21 protein-coding genes and 1 tRNA gene are annotated in these 21,068 nt (G+C 43.6%); 8 read left to right on the forward strand and 14 right to left on the reverse strand.

What is annotated here, in order from left to right; all coding sequences use genetic code 11:
• From BM122_RS06515 to groES, 9 genes are all read right to left on the reverse strand, one after another.
• Positions 1-201 (reverse strand): transposase (locus BM122_RS06515; protein ID WP_143083342.1); only part of this gene is annotated, 201 nt, incomplete at its 3' end.
• 90 nt (positions 202-291) lie between these two features.
• A complete protein-coding gene (gene lon, locus BM122_RS06520; RefSeq protein WP_074904572.1) occupies positions 292-2,712 on the reverse strand; it encodes an endopeptidase La in 2,421 nt (806 codons plus the stop codon).
• Positions 2,713-2,876: 164 nt separating this feature from the next.
• Positions 2,877-4,163: an ATP-dependent Clp protease ATP-binding subunit ClpX gene (gene clpX / locus BM122_RS06525; RefSeq protein WP_074904573.1), complete on the reverse strand. Its 1,287-nt coding sequence runs from the start codon at positions 4,161-4,163 to the stop codon at positions 2,877-2,879.
• A gap of 91 nt (positions 4,164-4,254) precedes the next feature.
• Entirely contained in the window at positions 4,255-4,833 is a 579-nt protein-coding gene (clpP, locus tag BM122_RS06530) for an ATP-dependent Clp endopeptidase proteolytic subunit ClpP (protein WP_082110549.1), read from the reverse strand.
• Positions 4,834-4,881: 48 nt separating this feature from the next.
• Entirely contained in the window at positions 4,882-6,198 is a 1,317-nt protein-coding gene (tig, locus tag BM122_RS06535) for a trigger factor (RefSeq protein ID WP_074904574.1), read from the reverse strand.
• Positions 6,199-6,290: 92 nt separating this feature from the next.
• Positions 6,291-6,376: transfer RNA gene (locus tag BM122_RS06540), tRNA-Leu, on the reverse strand.
• A 61-nt stretch (positions 6,377-6,437) separates the two neighbouring features.
• Positions 6,438-7,196: an SDR family NAD(P)-dependent oxidoreductase gene (locus BM122_RS06545; RefSeq protein ID WP_074904575.1), complete on the reverse strand. Its 759-nt coding sequence runs from the start codon at positions 7,194-7,196 to the stop codon at positions 6,438-6,440.
• Positions 7,197-7,444: 248 nt separating this feature from the next.
• Positions 7,445-9,091, reverse strand: a complete 1,647-nt coding sequence (gene groL, locus BM122_RS06550) for a chaperonin GroEL (protein WP_074904576.1) — start codon at positions 9,089-9,091, stop codon at positions 7,445-7,447.
• Positions 9,092-9,146: 55 nt separating this feature from the next.
• Entirely contained in the window at positions 9,147-9,437 is a 291-nt protein-coding gene (gene groES / locus BM122_RS06555) for a co-chaperone GroES (RefSeq protein WP_074904577.1), read from the reverse strand.
• Positions 9,438-9,603: 166 nt separating this feature from the next.
• On the opposite strand from groES, the gene bioA reads away from it, so the two are divergent.
• Together bioA and BM122_RS06565 are read left to right on the forward strand one after the other, a co-directional pair.
• On the forward strand, positions 9,604-10,914 hold the full coding sequence (gene bioA, locus BM122_RS06560) for an adenosylmethionine--8-amino-7-oxononanoate transaminase (RefSeq protein WP_074904578.1): 1,311 nt from the start codon (positions 9,604-9,606) through the stop codon (positions 10,912-10,914).
• Between the two features lie 26 nt (positions 10,915-10,940).
• The gene (locus BM122_RS06565; RefSeq protein ID WP_074904579.1) at positions 10,941-12,344 is read left to right on the forward strand and encodes an MBL fold metallo-hydrolase RNA specificity domain-containing protein; all 1,404 of its coding nucleotides are present in this window, start codon (positions 10,941-10,943) and stop codon (positions 12,342-12,344) included.
• A 237-nt stretch (positions 12,345-12,581) separates the two neighbouring features.
• Here the strand turns inward: BM122_RS06565 and BM122_RS06570 are convergent, their stop codons facing one another.
• The gene (locus tag BM122_RS06570; RefSeq protein WP_074904580.1) at positions 12,582-13,031 is read right to left on the reverse strand and encodes a GNAT family N-acetyltransferase; all 450 of its coding nucleotides are present in this window, start codon (positions 13,029-13,031) and stop codon (positions 12,582-12,584) included.
• An 18-nt stretch (positions 13,032-13,049) separates the two neighbouring features.
• Positions 13,050-14,288 carry an NnrS family protein gene (locus BM122_RS06575; protein ID WP_074904581.1) on the reverse strand — a complete coding sequence of 413 codons (1,239 nt, stop codon included), beginning with the start codon at positions 14,286-14,288 and terminating at the stop codon, positions 13,050-13,052.
• 152 nt (positions 14,289-14,440) lie between these two features.
• Between BM122_RS06575 and BM122_RS06580 the strand changes: the two genes are divergently transcribed.
• The 6 genes from BM122_RS06580 to scpB all read left to right on the forward strand — a co-directional run bounded on the left by BM122_RS06580 (position 14,441) and on the right by scpB (position 19,722).
• A complete protein-coding gene (locus tag BM122_RS06580; protein ID WP_074904582.1) occupies positions 14,441-15,295 on the forward strand; it encodes a 3',5'-nucleoside bisphosphate phosphatase in 855 nt (284 codons plus the stop codon).
• A 72-nt stretch (positions 15,296-15,367) separates the two neighbouring features.
• Positions 15,368-16,000: an L-threonylcarbamoyladenylate synthase gene (locus BM122_RS06585; protein ID WP_074904583.1), complete on the forward strand. Its 633-nt coding sequence runs from the start codon at positions 15,368-15,370 to the stop codon at positions 15,998-16,000.
• A complete protein-coding gene (locus BM122_RS06590; protein ID WP_074904584.1) occupies positions 15,993-16,667 on the forward strand; it encodes a site-2 protease family protein in 675 nt (224 codons plus the stop codon). The genes BM122_RS06585 and BM122_RS06590 overlap by 8 nt, the downstream gene beginning before the upstream one ends.
• Positions 16,668-16,770: 103 nt before the next feature.
• A complete protein-coding gene (locus tag BM122_RS06595; protein WP_074904585.1) occupies positions 16,771-17,973 on the forward strand; it encodes a tryptophan--tRNA ligase in 1,203 nt (400 codons plus the stop codon).
• Positions 17,974-18,245: 272 nt separating this feature from the next.
• The gene (locus BM122_RS06600) at positions 18,246-19,055 is read left to right on the forward strand and encodes a segregation and condensation protein A (protein WP_074904586.1); all 810 of its coding nucleotides are present in this window, start codon (positions 18,246-18,248) and stop codon (positions 19,053-19,055) included.
• Positions 19,021-19,722, forward strand: coding sequence for an SMC-Scp complex subunit ScpB (gene scpB / locus BM122_RS06605; protein WP_083398368.1), 702 nt, complete (start codon positions 19,021-19,023; stop codon positions 19,720-19,722). Before BM122_RS06600 ends, scpB begins: the two co-directional genes overlap by 35 nt.
• Before the next feature lie 149 nt (positions 19,723-19,871).
• Here the strand turns inward: scpB and BM122_RS06610 are convergent, their stop codons facing one another.
• The 3 genes from BM122_RS06610 to BM122_RS06620 form a co-directional block, all read right to left on the reverse strand.
• Positions 19,872-20,081 (reverse strand): restriction endonuclease subunit S domain-containing protein, encoded by a 210-nt coding sequence (locus BM122_RS06610; RefSeq protein WP_074904587.1) that lies wholly within the window; start codon positions 20,079-20,081, stop codon positions 19,872-19,874.
• Positions 20,082-20,291: a hypothetical protein gene (locus BM122_RS06615; protein ID WP_074904588.1), complete on the reverse strand. Its 210-nt coding sequence runs from the start codon at positions 20,289-20,291 to the stop codon at positions 20,082-20,084. It abuts the gene before it with no gap.
• A 224-nt stretch (positions 20,292-20,515) separates the two neighbouring features.
• The gene (locus BM122_RS06620; protein ID WP_218152020.1) at positions 20,516-21,067 is read right to left on the reverse strand and encodes a restriction endonuclease subunit S; all 552 of its coding nucleotides are present in this window, start codon (positions 21,065-21,067) and stop codon (positions 20,516-20,518) included.
• Between the last annotated feature and the right edge of the window lies 1 nt (position 21,068).

The raw sequence follows: 21,068 nt of genomic DNA on the forward strand, positions 1-21,068 counted from the left end.
TGACCAGGCATTGAATCTTTTATAGATAGAATTCCAGCAGCCGAACACCCTGGGCAGATCGCGCCACGGACAGCCAACCCGCATTCGATACAGTAGGCCTTCTACCGTCATGCGCAGATTGCGCTTGTTATAAATCGATTCTTGAAGCAGAATCTTCTCCAGCTTCGACCAGTACTCATCATTGAGCATCATTCGGGGCATCGCAAACTCGTTTTGTTGGTGGTGTAGGAACCCCAATATTACGAGTTTGTTTCTATCTATGAAATACTTATCTTAAAACGTCAACAGACCCTAGTGTTTGATTATAGTATTAGCGACATTATCTTCGCTCACGGGCGGAAGCGTATTCTGGATAGTTGACGGCATTATTTCAGGTCTATGTTCTAAAGCTAATTCCAAAACTTGATCTATCCATTTTACAGGCTGAATTTTGAGCTTGCTTTTTATATTGATAGGAATTTCATTTAGATCTTTAATATTATCTTCTGGTATTAGCACTGTCTTGATGCCACCACGATGAGCAGCTAATAATTTTTCTTTAAGTCCGCCTATAGGTAATACCTCCCCACGCAGCGTTATCTCACCTGTCATGGCAACAGTAGCGCGAACTGGTATTCCCGTTAACGCAGAAACCATAGCAACGCAAATACCGATACCTGCGCTTGGCCCATCTTTTGGTGTTGCACCCTCTGGCAAGTGAATATGGATATCTTTTTTTAGATAAAAATCTTCTGGGATACCAAGTATCGTGGAACGACTTCTAACTACCGACAAAGCAGCCTGAATGGATTCTTGCATCACTTCGCCTAATTTGCCTGTATTAATTGTCTTTCCTTTACCAGGTAATGCAACTGCCTCAATTGCCAGCAACTCCCCACCCACTTCCGTCCATGCCAGGCCAGTAACTTGCCCAATTTGGTTTTTTTCCTCTGCTCTGCCATAAGCATAACGATGGACGCCCAAGTAATTAACAAGATTGCGTGAATTAATCGTTACTTTCTCTTTATTCGCCTTTTTTATGCTTAATATGACTCTTACAACTTTGCGGCAAATCTTGGAAATTTCACGCTCCATCGCCCGGACACCAGCTTCCCTCGTATAGTGACGTACGATATCTCGTAGAGCAGATTCGGAGATTATTAATTCTCCTTCTTCAAGCCCATGATTTTTCATTTGCTTAGGTAATAGATATCGTCTGGCAATGTTAAGTTTCTCATCTTCTGTATAACCTGATAAGCGTATTACTTCCATACGATCAAGCAATGCTGGAGGAATATTTAATGTATTAGCCGTCGCAACAAACATTACATCTGACAAATCATATTCCACTTCAATGTAATGATCTACAAAAGTGCTATTTTGCTCTGGATCCAGCACTTCTAATAATGCAGATGCTGGATCTCCACGAAAATCCATTCCCATCTTATCGACTTCATCCAATAAGAAGAGCGGATTTTTGACGCCAACTTTAGTCATATTCTGTAGGATTTTACCTGGCATCGATCCTATATAAGTACGACGATGACCTCGTATTTCTGCCTCATCACGTACCCCTCCCAGAGACATCCGTACAAATTTTCGGTTAGTCGCACGAGCTATAGATCTTCCTAGAGAAGTCTTACCGACTCCTGGAGGGCCGACAAGGCAAAGAATGGGTGCTTTTAGTTTACTAACTCTTTGTTGTACCGCTAAATATTCAACAATTCTTTCTTTAATTTTTTCTAATCCGTAATGATCTTGCTCTAACACAGACTCTGCCGCATGAAGATCTTTACAAATTTTGCTTTTTAACTTCCATGGCAGCGAAACTAATGTGTCGATATAATTGCGAACTACCGTTGCCTCAGCAGACATCGGCGACATAAGACGCAATTTCTTTAGCTCTGACTCAACTTTCGCAAGAGCCTCTTTAGGCAATGAGGCAGCTTTAATTCTTTTCTCGATTTCTTCTAGATCAGCGCCCTCCTCGCCTTCTCCCAATTCTTTTTGAATGGCTTTAACTTGTTCATTCAAATAGTAATCTCGTTGACTCTTCTCCATCTGGCGCTTAACTCTTCCACGAATACGCTTTTCTACTTGAAGAATATCAAGCTCCGTTTCCAATAAACCAAGCAAATGCTCCAATCGCTGCTGCACATCAAAAATTTCAAGTATTTCCTGCTTTTTCTCTAATTTCAGCGGCAAATAGGCAGCAATAGTATCAGCCAGTCGTCCAGCTTCATCAATACCTGTAAGCGATGCCAGAATTTCAGGTGGTATTTTCTTATTTAATTTTACAAACTGATCAAATTGAGATATTAAAGCACGCCGAGCGGCCTCTATTTCTGGTGTATTAGTACATTCAATCGAAATCTGAAGTGCCTTTCCTGAAAAATAGGATTCCGAGTCAATAAATTCTAAAATACGTCCCCGATAACTCCCTTCTACCAGCACTTTAACAGTGCCATCAGGAAGCTTAAGCATTTGAAGAATGCTCGAAACACAGCATATGTTATAAAGATCTCGTGGTGCAGGATCATCCTTAGCCGCTGATTTCTGAGCTACTAGTAGAATATTCTTACCAGATTCCATAGCAAGTTCCAATGCCTTAATGGATTTTGGACGTCCGACAAAGAGTGGAATCACCATATGTGGGAAAACAACTACATCACGTAATGGTAATAATGGCAAAATCAATTGATTGGATTCGTTATCGTTAGCTTCCGAAGTCATATTTGTACTTTAAATTAAGCACCACTAGTCTATTATGGTGACATTCAAAAATATGGAATTAGATATATTAGAGTGTAAAGTAGTTCTTTCATGTGCCTTTAAATTTGATGTTTTATACCAACTTCACTCTAAATATATTTTTTTTACTTGGCCATCATCGTTCTTTAAGCTTGTTTTGAATTTTTAGTAATCTTTGGTTGCTCTGAGTAAATCAAAATTGGTTTGATGTCACTATTTACAGAGCCATGATCAATCACAACTTTAGAAACATTCTCAAGAGAAGGTAAATCATACATGATATCGAGTAATATCTCTTCCAAAATTGATCGCAAGCCACGTGCACCTGTTTTACGCATCAATGCTTTCTTAGCTATCGCTTTGAGCGCTTGCTCCCGGAATTCTAATTCAACACCTCCTTCCATGTTAAACAGTTTCCAGTATTGCTTGACTAGAGCATTCTTAGGTTCAGTTAAAATTTGGATTAGAGCATTCTCATTAAGTTCATCTAATGTTGCAATGACTGGCAAACGTCCAACAAACTCTGGAATCAAACCATACTTAATCAGATCTTCAGGCTCAACAGCTTTTAATACTTCATTAATCTCTTTATGATTATTACGGTTGATTATTTCAGCGCCAAAACCTATACCACCTTTTTCTGATCGCGACCGTATTATTTTATCGATGCCATCAAAGGCTCCCCCACAAATAAATAAGATATTGGTCGTATCTATTTGAATGAATTCTTGATTAGGATGCTTACGTCCACCTTGGGGAGGAACTAAAGCAATTGTTCCTTCTATTAACTTTAACAAAGCTTGCTGCACACCCTCGCCTGAAACATCTCGCGTAATAGAAGGATTATCAGATTTACGCGAAATCTTATCTATTTCATCAATGTAAATAATACCGCGTTGAGCCTTTTCTACATCATAGTTACACTTCTGCAATAATTTCTGAATGATATTCTCAACATCTTCTCCCACATATCCTGCTTCGGTCAGCGTTGTTGCATCTGCAATAATAAATGGCACATCTAATAATCTTGCCAATGTTTGTGCTAGCAGCGTTTTACCGGAACCAGTAGGGCCAATTAAAAGAATATTGCTTTTTGCAAGCTCAATATCATCAGTATCACTGATTTTAGTTAAATTTCTTAAACGCTTATAGTGGTTATAAACAGCTACAGAAAGAATTTTCTTAGCTGATTCTTGACCGATAACATATTGATCAAGAATCTTACATATTTCACGAGGTGTGGGTAAATTAGATTTGACTAATTTGGTAGTTTCATTAAGTTGCATTTCCTCACGAATAATGTCATTACAAAGATCAATACATTCATCACAAATAAATACAGACGGTCCCGCAATGAGCTTCCTCACCTCATGCTGACTTTTGCCACAAAAGGAACAATAGAGAAGTTTATCGCCATCGATTTTTTCAGACATAATTTGACTCCATGACCATTGAGCAATGCCACTTTAATAAAGAAATAAAACTATTCAAATCTAATTACACCTCTTCGGGCATCAGCCCCATTCATTTCTTATAATCTCTACTTGTTAATACAGCGTCTACGAGACCATATTGTACCGATTCTTCAGCGCTAAAAAAATTATCACGATCCGTATCTCTTTCGATAGTCTCTATGGATTGACCAGTATGCTTAGCTAAGATATCGTTCAAACGACTTTTCAGATACAAAATCTCTTTAGCATGGATTTCTATATCCGAGGCTTGCCCCTGAAACCCTCCCATAGGTTGGTGAATCATGACGCGAGAGTTAGGCAAACAAAAGCGCTTACCTTTTGCTCCAGCCGTCAACAACAAAGAACCCATACTTGCTGCCTGACCAATACAAAGGGTGCTGACATCCGGTTTTATAAATTGCATGGTATCGTAAATAGCCAATCCCGCAGAAACCAGACCACCAGGAGAATTGATATAAAGATTAATATCTTTATCCGAACCCTCTGATTCTAAAAACAAAAGCTGAGCTACAATTAAGTTTGCTGACGCTTCAGTAACAGGCCCTACAAGGAAAATAATCCTTTCTTTTAATAATCGGGAATATATATCATAAGCGCGCTCACCTCTCCCACTGGTTTCAATAACCATTGGAACCAAACCTAAACCTCTCGTATCCAAAATAGCTCTCTCTCCTGATTAAGCTGATGCTTGAGAATATCTCATCAAATCTTCAAAAGTCATCTCTTGATCAATTACTTTAACTTGCTCCAATGCCCACGAAACGACATTATCTTCCAATACTAATGACTCAATCTCTTTCAAACGCTCAGGTGATGAATAATGCCACTTAATCACCTGTTCAGGATTTTCATAACTCTGAGCATAATACTCTACATATTTCTTTGTCTGTTCCGGTTTAACATTCAAATTATGGAGTTTTACAATTTCAGCTAAAATTAAACCCAATTTCACTCGTCGCTCAGCTCTTTCAAAAAATATTTCAGGAGAGAGAGGAATATCCTTACCAGCTATCCCTTTTGTTGCAAGACTGTTTTTAGTATCCTGAATCAAATAGTTTACTTCTTGCTCAACTAAAATTCTGGGTACATTACATACCGTCGTATCGAGTAAGCCTTGCATGATTTGTTCCTTCAGTTTTGCTCGTGTCCTTTGCAAAACTTCACGCTCAAGACTTAATTGAATTTCCTCATACATTTTCTGTATGTCGCCATCTTCGACACCAAGTAATTTGGCAAATTCATTATCAATATCAGCCAATATAGGCACCTCAACCTTGTTAAGCTTGATATCAAATGTAACGGATTTTCCTGCAATTTCCTTATCGTGATAATCAGCTGGAAAATTCATCTGAAATGATTTGTCATCTCCTGCGCTCATACCGATAATAGCATCTTCAAAATCTTTTAAAATGTTTCCATCACCTAGAATCAAAGTAAAATCTTTTGCCGTGCCGCCATCAAATTCAACCCCATTGATCAAGCCTTTATAATCGATATTAACTCGATCACCCAGTGCTGCAGGTTGATCAGTCAATTCATATTTGGCTCTCTGTTTTTGCAAGATATGTAATGTTTTTTCAACTTCTTGATCACCAATTTTTACGACGGGCTTACTTACATTAAGTGCACTCAGATCCCCAAGCGTTATATCCGGATAGACCTCAAATGTTGCACTAAATTCATAATGAGCATTATTTTCTTCAGACTGCTTAGCCTTAAAATGCGGGGCGCCTACAATTCGTAAATTTTGCTGCTGAATCGCTTCTTGAAAGTGCTTTTGCAACATTTCCCCCAGCACTTCCTGGCGCAATTGCGCACCAAATTGTTGAGCCACTATTTTTAGCGGCACTTTACCGGGACGAAAACCCTGTATTTTTACTTTCCCAGCCAAGCGCTTCAGACGATCATCTAATTCCACTTGAATTTTTTCTTGAGAAATAGAAATATCAATATTTCTTTCCAGAGGATTGGGATTTTCAACGTTTGATTGCATTAAATCTTCCTAAATAACCGCTACTATAATTGCAAGACGAATAAATCGTTTTTATGTAGTTTAAACAGAAATGGACTCAATTTTGATTTATCTGGTGCGAAAGGGGGGACTCGAACCCCCACACCTCATCGGCGCCAGAACCTAAATCTGGTGCGTCTACCAATTCCGCCACTTTCGCGCATTACTCTGCTTCTTGTACTTTTTAATTATACCTTGTTATTCATAATATCACAGCCGGACTATTTTGCTTCTTGACAAGATATTATTTTACCGCTTACTCCCTTACTATCAGATCCCATGAAGAATAGATAAGCTCTCATCAAATCCTGAGGCTGAAGCAGTAGATGTTTTGTCTCACCCGGATGAGTTTTCATGCGCTGAGGTGAATGAACAGGGCCAGGAATGAGTGTATTAATACGTAAATTTGGCCATAATTCCCATTCTTCGGCTTGAATTTTAACTAATGCTTCTATACCCGCTTTAGCAACTGCAAATCCACCCCAGTAAGCAGAAGGTTCATGACCATGTGTATCTGATGTCATAATAACGCTAGCATCAGAAGATGCTTTAAGCAATGGCAAGCAAGCTCGAGTAAGCGTAGCAGGTGCAAGTAAATTAACTTGCATGATTACTTGCCATTGCTCAAGCGTATGGTTCTCCAATGGCATTGGGCCAAAAGTAAAAGCCGCATTATGCAATATTCCATCCAATCTCCCCAGTTGTGATTCAATTGCATCAGCAATGGCTTGAAAATCTTTCTCGGCCGCTTTCTCAAAATCAAAAGGGAAAATGACTGCCTCTTCTCTACCTAGTGCTTGGATGTCATCGTAGACATGTTCTAGTTTCTCAACTTTACGACCATGCAAAATTACCGTAGCACCATAAGCTGCGTAAGCTATCGCAGCAGCACGTCCAATCCCTTGCCCAGCTCCGGTAACTAAAATGACTCGCTTGCTAAGCAAATCTTTCTCGGCTTGATAATCCTTTAAATTATTCATTAAAAATGAGCAATAACTTGGAAAATGATTTATTTTATAACCATTTATGCAAAATTAATTGCAATACCCTGCTATTGTTTGTTAGACAGAAAGAGAAAAAGGTCAATTAATTCTGAAAAAGTTCTTTAATGCCGGACGAACAAATAATATATGAAGAGCTAATGTTTAAAAATTAAACGCTACAGCACCAGATTACTAAAGCAAAATCTGTCGCTGTAGCGATCCTATCACAAGCAGAAAGAATAGAGTTACATTTCCATACCACCCATACCGCCCATACCGCCCATACCAGGAGCGCCATGACCAGCAGCTTCTTCTTTCGGCATTTCCGCCACCATAGCATCAGTCGTCAGAATGAGACCAGCAACAGAAGCCGCGTTTTGCAACGCTGAACGTGTCACTTTGGTAGGATCCAACACCCCCATAGCAACCATATCCCCATATTCTCCTGTGGCAGCGTTGTAACCAAAGTTGCCGCTACCTTCTTTCACTTTATTTGCTACCACCGAAGGCTCATCACCACTGTTAGCCACAATCTGACGCAATGGTTCTTCTAATGCACGTAAAACTATTTTAATACCTGCATCTTGATCGTGATTTTCACCTTTCATTTCACTTATGGTGCCAATAACTCGCAATAATGCAACACCCCCTCCAGGGATGATTCCTTCTTCAACTGCTGCACGTGTAGCATGCAACGCATCTTCGACACGAGCTTTTTTCTCTTTCATTTCTACTTCGGTCGCAGCGCCTACTTTAATGACTGCTACCCCACCCGCCAATTTTGCCACCCGCTCCTGGAGTTTTTCCTTATCATAATCGCTCGTAGCTTCTTCGGTTTGAGTACGAATCTGGGCCACGCGTGCCTCAATATTTTTAGCACTACCTGCACCATCGATAATGGTAGTATTCTCTTTTCCGATCTCGATGCGTTTAGCTTGCCCCAAATCTTCCAGTTTAGCCTTTTCGAGTGACAGCCCAACTTCCTCAGCAATCACTGTGCCGCCTGTGAGGATAGCAATATCTTCCAACATTGCTTTACGACGATCACCAAAACCTGGTGCTTTAACTGCGCAGGTTTTAAGTATCCCACGTATATTGTTCACTACCAGTGTGGCCAGTGCTTCACCATCCACATCCTCAGCAATAATCAATAACGGTTTACCTGATTTGGCTACTTGTTCCAGCACTGGCAACAAATCACGAATATTGGAAATTTTTTTGTCATGCAACAAAATATAAGGATTTTCCAGCAGTGCGATTTGTTTTTCCGCACTACTAATAAAATAAGGAGAAAGATAGCCACGATCAAATTGCATACCTTCGACTACTTCAAGCTCATTTTGCAACCCTGAGCCATCTTCAACCGTAATGACCCCTTCTTTACCAACTTTTTCCATTGCCTCGGCAATGATCTTGCCTATTTCTGTATCAGAATTGGCTGAAATACTACCAACCTGCGCAATTTCCTTACTGGTGGAACATGGCTTGGAAAGTTTTTTCAAATCTTCAATGGTTACTGCAACCGCTTTATCGATACCGCGTTTTAAATCCATCGGATTCATACCAGCTGCGACATAACGCATCCCTTCTTTTACGATGGATTGCGCCAATACTGTCGCTGTAGTGGTGCCATCACCGGCCACATCAGATGTTTTGCTCGCGACTTCTTTGACCATCTGGGCACCCATATTTTCAAATTTATCTTTCAGCTCGATCTCTTTCGCTACTGAAACGCCATCTTTGGTGATCGTGGGCGCGCCATAAGAACGCTCCAACACCACATTACGTCCCTTTGGACCCAAAGTAACTTTAACCGCATCTGCTAGAATGTTAACCCCATTGACCAAATTATGACGGGCCACATCACCAAATCTTACTTCCTTTGCTGCCATAATCTTTCTCCTAATTTACAATTAATTATCTAATCGCTAGTAATCTTGAATCCAATTAACCTTCGATCACTCCCATGATGTCTTCTTCACGCATTACCAGGTATTCTTCACCTTTTATCTTGACGCTTTGGCCAGCGTATTTTCCAAACAGTACTTTGTCGCCCACTTTTACTTCCAGCGCGCGAATTTTCCCATCATCTCCCACCTTACCTTTTCCTACCGCAATAACCTCACCTTGATCTGGTTTTTCTGCAGCAGTATCGGGAATCACAATTCCAGAAGCAGTCTTGCGTTCTTCTTCCAACCGCTTGACAATAACACGGTCATGTAAAGGGCGAATATTCATAGTAGTTTCTCCTAATAGTGATTAAAAACATGAACATCAGTAAATTGATAATATTGACCTGGACACAGTAAGTCCTATCGAAGTGTTGGCAATAAACATAAGTATTATTAGCACTCATCACCGATGAGTGCTAATAATAGAATCTATTAATGGGAATTTCAAGTCAATGAGTGATAAAAATTTGTCAGATCGTAGTCAGCAAGCTGTTTGGCACCCTTGCACCCAAATGAAACAGCACGAAAATCTTCCACTTATATCTATTATAAAAGGACAAGGAGTCTGGCTATATGATTCCGATGGCAATCGCTATCTCGATGCAATCAGCTCATGGTGGGTCAATCTGTTTGGTCATTGCCATCCCTATATTAATAATGCACTGAATGATCAGCTCAGCAAACTTGAACATGTCATGCTTGCAGGTTTCACCCACGAACCAGTGGTATTATTATCAGAGCGTTTAAGTAAATTATCCCCAGGAGATCTGGGGCATTGCTTTTATGCCAGTGATGGGGCCTCGGCTACTGAGATTGCCTTAAAAATGAGCTTTCATTATTGGCAACAATATGGCTTGACCAAAAAAACTGACTTTATTAGCCTGCAAAATGGCTATCATGGCGAAACACTGGGGGCGCTTTCAGTAACCGATGTTGCCTTTTTTAAACAAATCTACGCCCCATTACTGCGACATACTCAACAAATGCCTTCGCCAGACTGGCGCAATGCATCGCCAAAAGAATCTCCCAAGGATTATGCTTTAAAAGTAGCTAATGAACTAGAAATCTATCTAGCTGAACATCATGAACACACTGCAGCTCTGATTCTTGAGCCACTTATTCAAGGCGCCGCAGGAATGGCCATGTATCATCCCGCTTACCTAAAGCGTGCCCGAGAAATTTGTGATCACTATCAGGTACATCTGATTGCTGACGAAATTGCTGTTGGATTTGGTCGCACGGGAACCCTGTTCGCTTGCGAGCAAGCTAGCATTACTCCTGATTTTTTATGCTTGTCAAAAGGATTGAGCGGCGGTTATTTGCCGCTTTCGGTCGTTTTAACAACGCCAAATGTATTCCAGGCCTTTTATCATGATAAGACTTCACAGGCTTTTCTGCATTCACATTCTCATTCAGGTAATGCTCTGGCGTGTCGCGCGGCTCTAGCAACACTCGATCTACTCGAGCAGAACAATATTATTGAAACCAATCGTGTCAAAGCGAGCTATCTCAACCAATTGTCACAACTGCTGCAATCTCACTCGAAAGTAAAAAACTTCCGCAACTGCGGCATGATTTGGGCATTCGAAGTGATTACTGATGACCCTGCCTTTACCAATACCTTTTTTAAAAAGGCTCTCGACAAACAACTATTACTGCGACCGCTCGGCAATACCGTATACTTCATGCCGCCGTATATCATCAATGAGGAAGAAATGACATGGCTAGTAAAAAGTGTTTCACTCATTCTTGATACATTTTGAATCAAAAAAAGGAAGAAAACTACCGTATGCAACTCACCTTTCTAGGCGGCGTCGGTGAAGTTACTGGTTCAAGCTATTTAATCGAAACAACTCGTACACGCTTTCTTATTGATTTTGGTATGTTCCAGGGAGGGCGTGAGGCAGATCGCAAGAATAGAGCTGCTTTCAATTTTGATCCAGAACAGATTGATTTTGTTTTGCTCACCCATGCTCACATTGATCACTCCGGCCTTCTGCCACGCATCAGTTCTTGGGGATTCAGAGGTCCAGTCTTTGCTACTGAAGCGACTGTCGACTTGCTTAAAGTCATGCTCAAAGATAGTGCCTATATTCAGGAAAAAGAGGTTGAATGGCACAACAAAGCAAAACGACGCAAGCGCCAACTCTCCGGTCACGAGAAAGCCCCGCTTTATACGGTAGCGCAGGCAGAAGCTTTCCTTAGAAAATTGCGTGATGTGAGCTATGATGCCGTCATTTCTCCCCACCCAACAGTACGCTGCAGATTCCGTGATGCAGGCCATATATTGGGTTCTGCCATTATTGAGCTATGGGTAGAATCCGGTAGAAAACAGAAGAAGCTGGTATTTTCGGGTGATCTTGGGCAACCTGGCCATCCTATCGTGCGCGATCCAACGCCCATTCAGCAGACCGATATCCTGCTGATAGAATCAACCTATGGTAATCGCCTTCACAGAACTATGCCGGACGCCATTGATGAGCTGGTGCATGCCATTAATGACACACTGCACCGCAAAGGCGGCAATATCATCGTGCCTGCTTTTGCTGTAGGACGCACACAGGAATTACTCTTTCTACTAGTGGATCTCCACCGTCAAGGCAGTTTAGGAGAAATGGATATCTATGTAGACTCCCCCATGGCACTTGCAGCCACAGATATTACTCTTCAACATATCCATTTACTTGACAAAGAAGCAACCGAAACACTGCAGTGGTTCAACAATAGTGGCCATAAATTAAAGATAAATTTCGTCCAAGAGGTTGAAGATTCGATCATACTCAACACAATACAGCAAGGTGCCATCATCATTTCAGCTAGTGGCATGTGTGAAGCAGGACGTATCAAATATCATCTCAAATATAATCTACCCAGATCTGAATGCACCATACTCATCACGGGTTTTCAGGCAGCGGGAACACTGGGGCGAAGATTGGTTGACGGTGTAAAGCAAATACGTATCTTCAATGAGGAAATACCTGTCCGCGCGAACATCTATACGATTGGAGGTCTTTCTGCGCACGCGGATCAGGCAGGCTTACTACATTGGTTGGAAAATTTCAGCAGCGTGCCAGAAAGAACCTTTATCGTTCATGGTGAACCGAGCAATGCTGCTGCTTTGGCGAAGGCTATCGAACAAAAGCTGAAGTGGCACGCCACCGTGCCAGAACGATTCACCTCAATTTTACTTTAGAACCTTGAGCTAAAATGCCCCATTCCAGGAAATATCGAACTGCCAATGGAATATCAACCATACACTCATGAAGCCAAAGGGTCAAGCGATGCCGCACTCTCGAAGCGTTAGTAAAATGCTTAGGTCGACCACTGCTCTCTAACCAAGCGCCATTTTGATAATATTTCCTTCATTTTTTCGCTTCCAAAGGTTATTTGGTACAGAAAGCAGTCTGGACGCAAAGCATCAGACTGAACGTTAAGGCGGACTACTGTGCGCATATATGTCAGGGTTATGAATCTCCAAGAACCATTCTGGTTTTTGCAATGCGACAAAACCATTTTGTTCATACAGCCCGTGTGCGTCTAGCGTTGCCAGCATCCAACGGCGTAGCCCCTGCAACTCCGGATGTTGAAGAATACAAGAAATCAGCCACTTGCCGAGGCCACGTCCTCTATAATCTGTCACAACAAACACGTCAGCTAAATAGGCAAACGTAGCGTAATCCGTAATGGCACGAGCAAAACCGATCTGTTTCCCATCGTGATACAAGCCGAAGCAAAGCGAATGATTGACTGATTTTTCTACGATCGATCTAGGGATATGCTTTGCCCAGTAAGATGCTTTGCATAAAAAATCATGGACCATTTCTATGTCCAGATCTTCTCGATTATCCGTCACGGTGAATTCATTTTGCTGCCATTTCATTGATTCTTCTCTCTTTAATTAACCAAGTTTGCCATCTACCCTTGGCCGCCAATAGACAGGTGCAAAGCGTGCTGCCCATAGCATAAAACAAATAAGCCATACCGCTGCTGCAAATAGATAAAACACCGGCGCAAGCGCGGAAGCAGCCGGCATGATGTCAGGCATTATTCTAAACAAGGTAGTGATCTGAAAACCAAGAAAAAGCAGCCAGGTAAAATGATCCAACACCAGTGGGCGACCTGAGTGCCCTAACGTCACACGAGAAGCCATACCCAACACCATACTGGCAAAATAACCAATCACCAGCGCATGAAGGGGTGCAAGTCCAAACCAGATGCGCTCTCCCACGTTCAACCACATCATCAGGCTCTGCGCTGCAAATAGCAACATCGCTACGGTCAGCCAGGCAAATGAGATATGCAGCACCGCCAACAGACTGACACTGAAGCTGCGCAACAATCCCCAGGCCCATGACAAGTAGAGTGCACACCCAGCCAATGGCAGATCCACGCACCATACATATTGCGGCATCCCCATGAGCTGCAATAAGCCATGACCCGCTGTGCAAACAAGCATCAACCAGAGTAATGCATAGGGTCTGACGATCACATAGTTTTCCAGCACCCGGCTAGAGAAAAATGGAATCATGCGGTGCGAAACAGTTAACAGGATCGGCAACAGGAAAAACCAGATGCCTGCCTGGCGCGAAAAATCAAGAAAGAATGAATGATCAGTCAGAAGCCATACAAGATAAGCAACCATACCCAGCCAGCCAAAGATCAATGCGACACTGGCCACTCGCGCATGGCGCTTATCTTGCGCTAGTGTCTGCAACAAGATCCGTAACAGCGCTATAATCGCAATCCCCCATCCTGTCAGCATCGCTGCGATTCCGGTTACCAGTAGAGTTTTACTGATATACAAGCCAACGTAGAACAGAGCCACGCCCCCAGCCATGAAGATGCAAGTTGCCAGATAATAGCGCGGTTTGATTTTTTCCCCACTCATCCAATTTGGGAAGGTAGTAAACAAAAAACCAAAAATGAAGAAAGGAAAAAAACCATATACCATCAAGAAAGCATGTGCCCAGATTGGCGCCATATTCAATATTGGTGCATTGCCAATAACACCATAGCGCCCCATCAGATCAAGCATCCACCATAAGAGGGTAAGTACGCCCTGCAATGCACCTACCAAAAATAAGCTGCGGTGAGGTGCTGCAGACAAATAATGCCAAATAGTTGCTTGTTTATTCATATATTTTCCTTGTCATTTAATTTAATCTCTGTTTTTCTATAGATGAATAACCTTTAAGGTATATCAGCCTTTCTCTCTTATCGTTTTTATCATGCTACATATTTGCTATGATGTGCTCATTATTTGTATAAAGACGCTATTTACCCTATTTAATGCTCAACATTGATTTGCATTGCCACTCCACAGTTTCAGATGGCCTTTTGACGCCTGCTCGCTTGGTAGAGCATGCAGTTTTACGGGGCGTCAACGTACTCGCGTTAACTGATCATGATGACGTAACAGGGCTGGCGGAAGCTCGCATTGCAGCGCGTGGAAAAAATATCATACTTATTAACGGCGTGGAAATCTCTGTCACGTGGCAAAATAGAACCTTACATATTATTGGCCTCAGAATCGATCCCGAATACCCTCCATTGGTGCAAGGTTTGACATCGATCCGGGCAGGACGAGAAGAGCGTGCGCGTAACATTGCTATTCAACTGGAGCGTTGTGGCATTCATGGCAGTCTCGAAGGAGCCCATACTTATGCCGGCGGACGATTGATTGGTCGTACCCATTTTGCACGCTTTCTTGTGGAAAAAGGATATGCTAAAGATGTTCGATCAGTATTCAAGAAATATCTGGTGAAGGGTAAACCAGGTTATGTCCCTCATCAGTGGGCAACCTTAAATGACGCAATCAGCTGGATACGCGGTAGTGGTGGCCAGGCAGTCATCGCCCACCCAGCGCGCTATCAGTTAGGTAAGAACGTTCTCGATGCTTTGTTACACGAATTTCGTGACCTTGGTGGGATAGGTTTGGAAATTATCTCACCCAGCCATACATCCGATCAGATAAAACTGTTTGCACATCATGCCCAACAGATGAATTTATTGGCTTCATGTGGTTCTGATTATCATGGACCAGGCGAAAGCTATTTTGATCTTGGCCAATTACCGCCATTACCAGTTGGATGTATCCCCATCTGGCACGATTGGAATATTGAGCAAGAAATAAATCGTCATTGAGTAACCGAACTAAGCTTGCACTACATTACAATAAAGCATCAAAAGAACAAACGAATTGGATCTCACTAAATCATGGCACAATTTTTCTCTATTCATCCACAAAATCCTCAACCAAGATTGTTACGACAAGCTGTTACGATTCTGCGTGATGGTGGTATCATCGCTTATCCAACAGACTCGTGCTATGCACTCGGCTGTCAGATCGGTAACAAGGATGCCATGGGACGTATACGCGCCATAAGGCAAGTTGATGAGCATCATCATTTCACACTAATCTGCCGGGATCTGGCTGAAATTTCGAACTACGCCAAAGTAGACAATATCCAATACCGCTTACTCAAGGCGAGTACACCGGGTAGTTACACCTTCATACTTAAAGCCAGTCGTGAAGTACCCCGCCGCTTGCAACATCCCAAACGTCACACCATCGGCTTGCGTATTCCGGAGCATCCAGTAGCCCACGGTCTGCTGGCAGAATTGGATGAGCCGTTGTTGAGCTCCACTCTGATCTTGCCTGGGGATGAGCTACCGCTAAATGATGCCGAGGAAATCCGGCAACGCCTGCAACATCAGGTAGAATTGGTGATTGATGCTGGCTCTTGTGGTGTAGAGATGACCACCGTCATTGACTTAACCAGTGATACGCCTGAAATAATTCGCACAGGGAAGGGCAGCCTCGCACCATTTGGGATAGCACATGGATAACTTAGATAGTATCATACTAGGGATCGCCATTTACGCACTTCCCGTCATTTTTGCTATTACCTTACATGAAGCGGCGCATGGTTATGTTGCCAAGCACTATGGTGATTTGACCGCGTACATGGAAGGACGTATCACACTCAATCCAATTAAGCATATCGATCCGATGGGAACCATTATTGTGCCACTGACGCTATTCATCATCAGCAAAGTGACTATGGGCACAGGCTTTCTGTTTGGCTGGGCCAAACCGGTACCCGTTAATTTCAGCCAGTTACGGCACCCTAAGCGCGACATGCTGTGGGTGGCAGCAGCGGGACCCGGCGCCAATCTTTTCATGGCTTGTTGCTGGGCGTTGACCATCAAGCTTGGATTGGCTTTCCCAGAAAACATTTATGCCAAACCAATGATTCTGATGGGTATGGCTGGGATCGAAATCAACCTCGTTCTGATGGTATTGAATCTCTTACCCATACCACCGCTGGATGGTGGACGTATGGCTGTCAGTTTGCTGCCGCATCGTCTTGCTTACCAATTCTCGAAGATTGAGCCTTATGGCTTTATGGTTCTATTGTTATTGTTGATGACTGGCCTATTAGGTGCAATCATCTTGCCATTTATTATCCTTATGAAGCAGCTCATTGTTTCAGTATTTGGATTGTATATCTGATCAGGCCATTTAAAGCCAAAAGGTTTGCCTTTTACACATCAATAAAATGTAAATGCGCTCATTTTATCTCCGACTAACCTTGTATTAATTTAGGATTTGTAGCATGTTTGCTGATCGCGTTTTATCGGGAATGCGCCCGACCGGTAATTTGCATTTAGGGCATTATCATGGTGTGTTGAAAAATTGGGTCACCTTGCAGCAGCAATACGAGTGTTTGTTTTTCGTGGCTGATTGGCATGCGTTGACTACTCACTACGACTCACCCGAATTAATCGAACAGCATACCTGGGACATGATTATTGACTGGCTGGCTGCTGGCGTCGATCCTGCGCACGCAACCCTGTTCATTCAATCGAAGGTCCCCGCCCATGCCGAACTCTATCTGTTGCTTTCGATGATTACACCGTTAGGATGGCTGGAACGCGTCCCCACCTATAAAGACCAACAGGAAAAATTGACCGAAAAAGATTTGAGTACCTATGGCTTTCTGGGATATCCCCTCCTGCAAAGCGCAGATATTCTTATTTACCGTGCCAATTTGGTTCCTGTCGGTGAAGATCAGGCACCCCATCTCGAGTTTACCCGGGAAATCTCGCGTCGCTTCAATCATATTTTTGGTAAAGAACCTGGTTTTGAAGAAAAGGCAGAACTGGCCATCAAAAAGCTTGGCTCCAAAAAATCCAGGCTCTATAGCGAATTACGCACTCGCTTTCAGGAACAGGGCGATGAAGGTGCGTTGGAAGAAGCCAGATCCTTGCTGAATGAACAGCAAAATCTCAGTATGGGTGATCGGGAGCGCTTATTCGGCTACCTGGAAGGAGGCGGCAGAGTGATCTTATCAGAGCCCCAGACCCTCCTTACGCAAGCATCGAGAATGCCGGGGCTGGACGGTCAGAAAATGTCCAAATCCTACAATAACACCATCAGTTTGCGCGAAGACGCTGACAGCATAGTCAAGAAAATCCGCACCATGCCAACTGATCCGGCTCGGATACGGCGCAGCGATCCCGGCGATCCAGCTAAGTGCCCAGTGTGGTCATTTCATACCGTTTATTCCAACGATGAGGTCAGGAATTGGGTGCAATGGGGCTGCAAAAGCGCGGGTATTGGCTGTTTGGAATGCAAACAACCCGTGATTGATGCTATTCTGGCTGAGCAGGCTCCTATTTGCGAACGGGCTAAAATGTATGAGGAAGATCCGGCACTGGTCAGGCATATTATTGAGGATGGTTGTGAAAAAGCAAGCAAACTTGCAGAAGATACCATGCGCGATGTCAGGGAAGTCATGGGGTTGAATAATTCTTAAGGAAGGCCTGAAGAAATGCACCTTTCATTTCTTCCAAGCAGAGAGGATGTGAAGCAATTGCAGCGAGCAGCTCAAACGCAAGGTGGACGGAATGCAAAAACGAGAAAACGAACGGAGTGAGTTTCGCTAAAACGAGCTTGTGAGTTTTGGCGCAGCCACAATCAGGTAGATAGGCCTGGGTCGAATATCGCTCAGCACAGCGATTGGTGCGAACAGTAGATTTATTAGCGAAACTTTGCTTTCACAACCTCTGAAAAAACTTATCTCCGCTCATGAACATATTGAACGATACGGATAATAAGCATCCCATTGCCAAGGTTTGCGGCCAGCCGTTATTGGAAATACCGCGCGATCTTTATATTCCACCCGAGGCGCTGGAAGTCTTTCTCGATACGTTTGAAGGGCCGCTTGATTTATTGCTCTATCTCATTCGCAAACACAATCTCGATATCCTCGATATCCCGATGGCAGAGCTGACCCAGCAGTATATGGCTTATGTGCAAATGATGCGCGCCGATCAATTCGAGCTGGCAGCAGAATACCTGCTCATGACCGCACTGCTGATCGAGATCAAGTCGCGCATGTTGCTGCCATCCCCTGTCACAGAAATCGAAGAGGAAGCTGATCCACGCGCTGAACTGGTGCGCCGTCTGCTGGAATACGAGCAGATGAAAAAGGCCGCCATGCGCCTTGATGAATTACCGCAAGCTAATCGCGATTTCGCGCTTGTACAAGTATCGATCGATCAGGTGGCGGCCAGACCGCTCCCTCATGTCAACGCAGATGATTTACGCCATGCTTGGCTCACGCTGCTCGAACGCGCCAAAGTCAACCGCCATCATCATATCAGCCAGGAACAAATTTCAGTGCGTGCCTGCATGAGCCAAATCCTGCGCACGTTACAGGGCGGCAAGGTAATGCGCTTTGATGAATTATTCAGTCAAACGGCCAGTGTCATGGAAATCATCGCCCATTTTATTGCCCTGCTGGAGCTTGCCAAGGAAACGCTGGTCGCCATCGAACAACCTGAGAGTTTTGCAACGATCTATGTCAAATCAACCCAACCCACTGCTACCCTCTGAAATACTCATCCCCTTCAGCGAGCCTGACATCAGCAAAATCCTGGAAACAGCCCTGCTGACCACACAGGAACCCCTCGCCCTGGCAGAATTGAAACAACTGTTCGAGGGCGAAGTTAGCAGCAAACTGCTGCAAGCGTCACTCGAAAAACTACGCGAAAAGTGGCGTGACAGCGGCATCGAACTAGCTCAGGTCGCCGGTGGCTGGCACTTTCGCAGCAAACCGGAAATGCAGATCTTTCTCGACCGGCTCAATCCGCAGAAACCACCGCGCTATTCGCGCGCGGTACAGGAAACCTTGGCGATCATCGCCTACCGCCAACCCGTGACCCGTGGCGATATTGAAGAGATCCGCGGTGTAGCGGTATCCAGCAACATCCTGAAAACACTGGAAACACGTGGCTGGATCGAAGCCGTCGGCCAACGCAATGTGCCCGGCAGACCTTCTCTCTATGCCACCACACAAAGCTTTCTCAATGACCTTAACCTGCAATCGCTTGAGCAACTGCCGCCATTGGATGAGCTGGCAGCACTCACTGAATTGACTGAACAGCCCGAGCCCCAGGATCAGGGTCAGGAGCCGGCTACCGATTCAGAAATGACGGAAAAGTTGGAGTCCGAGCAAGCAGAATCACCTCAGGACATCACACCTGCGCCATCAGCGCATTAAGCAACGCAGCCTGCTTGTTGGAAGCTTCATCGATTTGGCTTTCCAGCGTATCGCATAAGGCCATAAGCTGGAACAGATTAAAGTAACAAACGCTCTTTCCTAATACTACCTTTTCGGAATTATAAAAAGCAGCATTTCCTATCGTCCCATTAATAGAAAGCAAGAACTGTTCTGTCATTAAGCTCTTTCTTATATTTCTGATATTCATTAGTAGAAACGCGCTTTGTATTCTCTTTTATTTCAATTCTTCCATCATAAAGATTATTGCCATTAATAAAAAAGAATTCACCTATTTCATCGTAAGATGGTGTTCCATGAATACCATCACCTAGTATCGATATAATTTCTCCCAGTTGCACCTATTCCCACCTTTTCGGCACTTCATACGGTACTTCCTCCATTCTAATTGATGGCAGCGGCTTGGCTGTCTTGATTTTCCCTTCCTGCACCAATCGCTGCTTTTCAGCTTCGACCGCTTTGAGCAATTCGCTTGCAGGAGGATCATTCGGATCTTGCGGCACGAGTTTGCCCATCACTGCAAGCTGCAGAATCACTTTACGCAGCTCCACGACATTTTCCTTTACCGAATAAAGCTCACTGAAATGCTGGCTGATGAACTGCTAGGCATGGGCAAAAGCTTCCTCGTCCGCACTCTCTTCAGGCCGTCGCCCCAGCGCAGGCGGGGACCCAGATCATCGGTAAACTCTGGAACATGGAAAGAACTGGATCCCCGCCCGTGCGGGAATGACGAGGCCGCATCGAGCAAGCGCTTGATGGCAGCGGTATGAACAGCTCACTGCCTCTGCTCACGCTCGCTACGCAATTTCTCCAGCTCATCGCAATGCATCATGAGTTGATCAATTTTAGTGATGATACGATGTTGTTCTGAAAATGGTGGTAATGGATGAATGCTCATTATTGCGCCATCACTTCCAAGCCTCGGCATTTTCACACCATACATAAGTGAATTAACGTAGGCTAAGAAAGAGGGACACTTCAGCAACCATTTAAGAAATTCAGAATCTACTCCAATGTACGGAACTATCGGCACAATCTCTGTAGTACACACACCGCCATTGTCCGCAACAATTACTTTGTTCAAATAAGGCCGCAGTTTTCCATATAGAATATCCCCTTTATTGAAAGTAGATTTGGTTGATTTAGATTGTCTTTCTGAATATTTAGCTCTTTTAATCACACGTGATGTATCTTTCTCAATATCCTCAAGATCCAGCAACCATGCGTTAGGAGGAATTTCATCTGATCTTAGGTTTTTTCTACCATTGTAGTTGGTAATCTCTCCTAGTCTCACCCACTCCCACCCCTTAGGCAATTTATAAGGCACT

Source organism: Nitrosomonas communis (assembly GCF_900114745.1).
In the GTDB taxonomy this organism is placed as follows: domain Bacteria; phylum Pseudomonadota; class Gammaproteobacteria; order Burkholderiales; family Nitrosomonadaceae; genus Nitrosomonas; species Nitrosomonas communis_A.

Coding starts and splice junctions, on each gene's coding strand:
- lon (WP_074904572.1), bottom strand. CDS start 2,712: ATGACTTCGGAAGCTAACGATAACGAATCCAATCAATTGATTTTGCCA.
- clpX (WP_074904573.1), bottom strand. CDS start 4,163: ATGTCTGAAAAAATCGATGGCGATAAACTTCTCTATTGTTCCTTTTGT.
- clpP (WP_082110549.1), bottom strand. CDS start 4,833: ATGGTTATTGAAACCAGTGGGAGAGGTGAGCGCGCTTATGATATATAT.
- tig (WP_074904574.1), bottom strand. CDS start 6,198: ATGCAATCAAACGTTGAAAATCCCAATCCTCTGGAAAGAAATATTGAT.
- BM122_RS06545 (WP_074904575.1), bottom strand. CDS start 7,196: ATGAATAATTTAAAGGATTATCAAGCCGAGAAAGATTTGCTTAGCAAG.
- groL (WP_074904576.1), bottom strand. CDS start 9,091: ATGGCAGCAAAGGAAGTAAGATTTGGTGATGTGGCCCGTCATAATTTG.
- groES (WP_074904577.1), bottom strand. CDS start 9,437: ATGAATATTCGCCCTTTACATGACCGTGTTATTGTCAAGCGGTTGGAA.
- bioA (WP_074904578.1), top strand. CDS start 9,604: ATGAGTGATAAAAATTTGTCAGATCGTAGTCAGCAAGCTGTTTGGCAC.
- BM122_RS06565 (WP_074904579.1), top strand. CDS start 10,941: ATGCAACTCACCTTTCTAGGCGGCGTCGGTGAAGTTACTGGTTCAAGC.
- BM122_RS06570 (WP_074904580.1), bottom strand. CDS start 13,031: ATGAAATGGCAGCAAAATGAATTCACCGTGACGGATAATCGAGAAGAT.
- BM122_RS06575 (WP_074904581.1), bottom strand. CDS start 14,288: ATGAATAAACAAGCAACTATTTGGCATTATTTGTCTGCAGCACCTCAC.
- BM122_RS06580 (WP_074904582.1), top strand. CDS start 14,441: ATGCTCAACATTGATTTGCATTGCCACTCCACAGTTTCAGATGGCCTT.
- BM122_RS06585 (WP_074904583.1), top strand. CDS start 15,368: ATGGCACAATTTTTCTCTATTCATCCACAAAATCCTCAACCAAGATTG.
- BM122_RS06590 (WP_074904584.1), top strand. CDS start 15,993: ATGGATAACTTAGATAGTATCATACTAGGGATCGCCATTTACGCACTT.
- BM122_RS06595 (WP_074904585.1), top strand. CDS start 16,771: ATGTTTGCTGATCGCGTTTTATCGGGAATGCGCCCGACCGGTAATTTG.
- BM122_RS06600 (WP_074904586.1), top strand. CDS start 18,246: ATGAACATATTGAACGATACGGATAATAAGCATCCCATTGCCAAGGTT.
- scpB (WP_083398368.1), top strand. CDS start 19,021: ATGTCAAATCAACCCAACCCACTGCTACCCTCTGAAATACTCATCCCC.